The organism is Streptomyces phytophilus, assembly GCF_013870535.1.
GTDB classification, from domain to species: domain Bacteria; phylum Actinomycetota; class Actinomycetes; order Streptomycetales; family Streptomycetaceae; genus Streptomyces; species Streptomyces phytophilus.
Window position 1 is genome coordinate 1 of sequence record NZ_JACBXC010000918.1, and the last position, 2,466, is coordinate 2,466.

The 2,466-nt window shown below is 67.8% G+C and carries 1 protein-coding gene; it reads left to right on the forward strand.

What is annotated here, in order from left to right; all coding sequences use genetic code 11:
- Positions 1-2,410, forward strand: a 2,410-nt coding sequence (locus H5J30_RS27145; protein ID WP_181789956.1) for a transglycosylase domain-containing protein, incomplete at its 5' end; no start/stop codon positions are given.
- Positions 2,411-2,466 lie beyond the last annotated feature (56 nt).

Here is a 2,466-nt window from a genome sequence, read left to right on the forward strand (position 1 = left end):
CAAGCGGTTCATCGACTACCCCCGCTCCAACCACACCGGCCTGCGCCGCTGGCTCCCCTCCTGGAAGCAGGTCATGGGGATGTGCGTGGCCGGCATCGGGCTGCTCGTCGGCCTGTTCTTCCTCGGCTACATGCTGGTGAGCGTGCCCGACGTCGCCGCGGCCGCCCGGGCCCAGAACAACGTCTACTACTGGTCCGACGGCACCCAGATGGCGACGTACGGCGGTGAGCGGAACCGCCAGATCGTCGATCTGGAAGACATCCCGATGGAGATGCAGAACGCGGTCATCGCCGCGGAGAACGCCACCTTCTACTCCGACCCCGGGATCGACCCCAAGGGCATCGTCCGCGCCATGTTCAACATGGCCGCCGGCGGCTCCACCCAGAGCGGTTCCACCATCACCCAGCAGTACGTGAAGAACGCCCGGCTCGACGACCAGTCGCAGACCATCTCCCGCAAGGTGCAGGAGCTGTTCATCTCCATCAAGGTGGGCGCGAAGGTCGACAAGAACGAGATCCTCGCCGGCTACCTCAACACCGCGTACTACGGCCGCGGCGCCTACGGCATCCAGGCCGCCGCCCAGGCGTACTTCCGCGTCGACGCCGAGAACCTCAAGCCCGACCAGTCCGCCTTCCTCGCCGCGGTCCTCAAGGGCCCCGACCTCTACGACCCCCAGGGCGGCTCCGTCCCGGGCGCCTCGCCGGAGGACAACCGCGCCCGCGCCGTGGAGCGCTGGGAGTGGATCCTCGACCGGCAGACCGAGGTCGACATGGAGAACGGCGAGAAGATGATGTCGCCCGCCGTGCGGGCCAAGTACGAGAAGTTCCCCAAGATCGAGAAGTACAACCCCAGCGCGGGTCTGACGGGGCAGAAGGGCTATCTCATCGAGACGGCCAACAGATACGTCCTGAAGACCTCCAACATCAGCAAGGAGGAGTTGGAGCGCGGCGGCTACCGGATCTACACGACCTTCGACAAGAAGAAGGTCGCGCAGATGCAGGAGGCGGTCGACGACGCCCGCAAGGAGTACCTCGACCCGAAGGAGCGGGACCAGGACAAGTACGTCCAGTTCGGCGGGGCCTCCGTCGATCCCACGTCGGGGGAGATCGTCGCCCTCTACGGCGGCGAGGGCTTCGACAAGGACCACTTCACCAACAACGCCGACACCCTCGGCGTACCCGTCGGCTCCACCTGGAAGCCGTTCGTCCTCGCCTCCGCCTTCGAGAACGGCACGTATCGCAGCGAGGGCCAGCCGATCTCGCCGGAGAGCAAGTACAACGGCAACAACAAGATCATAATCCGGGACCAGAACGGCGACCCGATGCCAGGACCGGGCGGCGATGACTTCCGGCAGGTCAACGAGGGCGACAACAGCTACGGATACGTCGACCTGAACATGGCCACCGGGCTGTCCATCAACACCCCGTACGTCCAGCTCGGCATCGACGTGGGACTGGACAACATCCGCGAGACGGCCGAGAGCGTCGGCATCCTTGAGGACTCGATGGACCCGAACAACAACGCCTCGTTCTCCATCGGCACCTCGACCCCCAGCGCCATCCGTATGGCCAGCGCGTACGGCACCTTCGCCGCCTCCGGCGAGCACATCGAGCCGTACTCCGTGACGAAGGTGGTCAAGGACGGCAAGGAGCTGGACGGGTACCAGGACCACCCCACCAAGCGGGGCATCGACGCGGACGTCGCCGACACCGTCACGAAGGTGATGAAGGAGAACGTCATCGAGGGCGAGTTCGGCGAGTACGGCTCCGGCACCGGCGCCGCGGCGCTGGACCTCGACCGGCCCGCGGCGGGCAAGACCGGCACCACCGACAAGAACAAGTCCGCCTGGTGGGTCGGCTACACCCCGCAGCTGTCCACGGCCGTCACCCTCTTCCGGACCGATCCGCGCAGCGACAAGCAGGAACTGCTGTCCATGAACGGAACCGGCGGCTTCGACTCCATCCACGGTGGTGCGATCCCGACGGAGATCTGGACCAACTACATGAAGGCCGCCCTGCAGGGCGAGAAGGTCATGCAGTTCCCGGAGCCCGGCCCGCTGGGCGAGATCGTCGACGGCGGCGGCGTACCGTCGCCCACCCAGTCGTCGATCGACCCCGAGCCGACCGAGACCGAGCCCACCGAGGAGCCGGACGACCCGACCAGCAGCCCGCCGCCCTCGACGTCGCCCCCGCCCAGCCAGACCTGCGAGCCGTGGGACCTGGAGTGCCAGACCGGCGGCGCGACGAACGGCGGCGACCCCGGCGGTGAGACGACCGGGGAGACGACGACCGGGGAGACCACCACCGGGGAGACGACCACCGGAGAGACGACCGGGGAGACGACCACCGGCGGCCAGCCCAACGGCGGCAACGGCAACGGCGGCGACGACGGCGGAGGACTGATCCCATGACGGCCGCCCCCGCGCCCCCGCCTCACGGCTGACACGCCCTGAGCGGATCCGGCGCA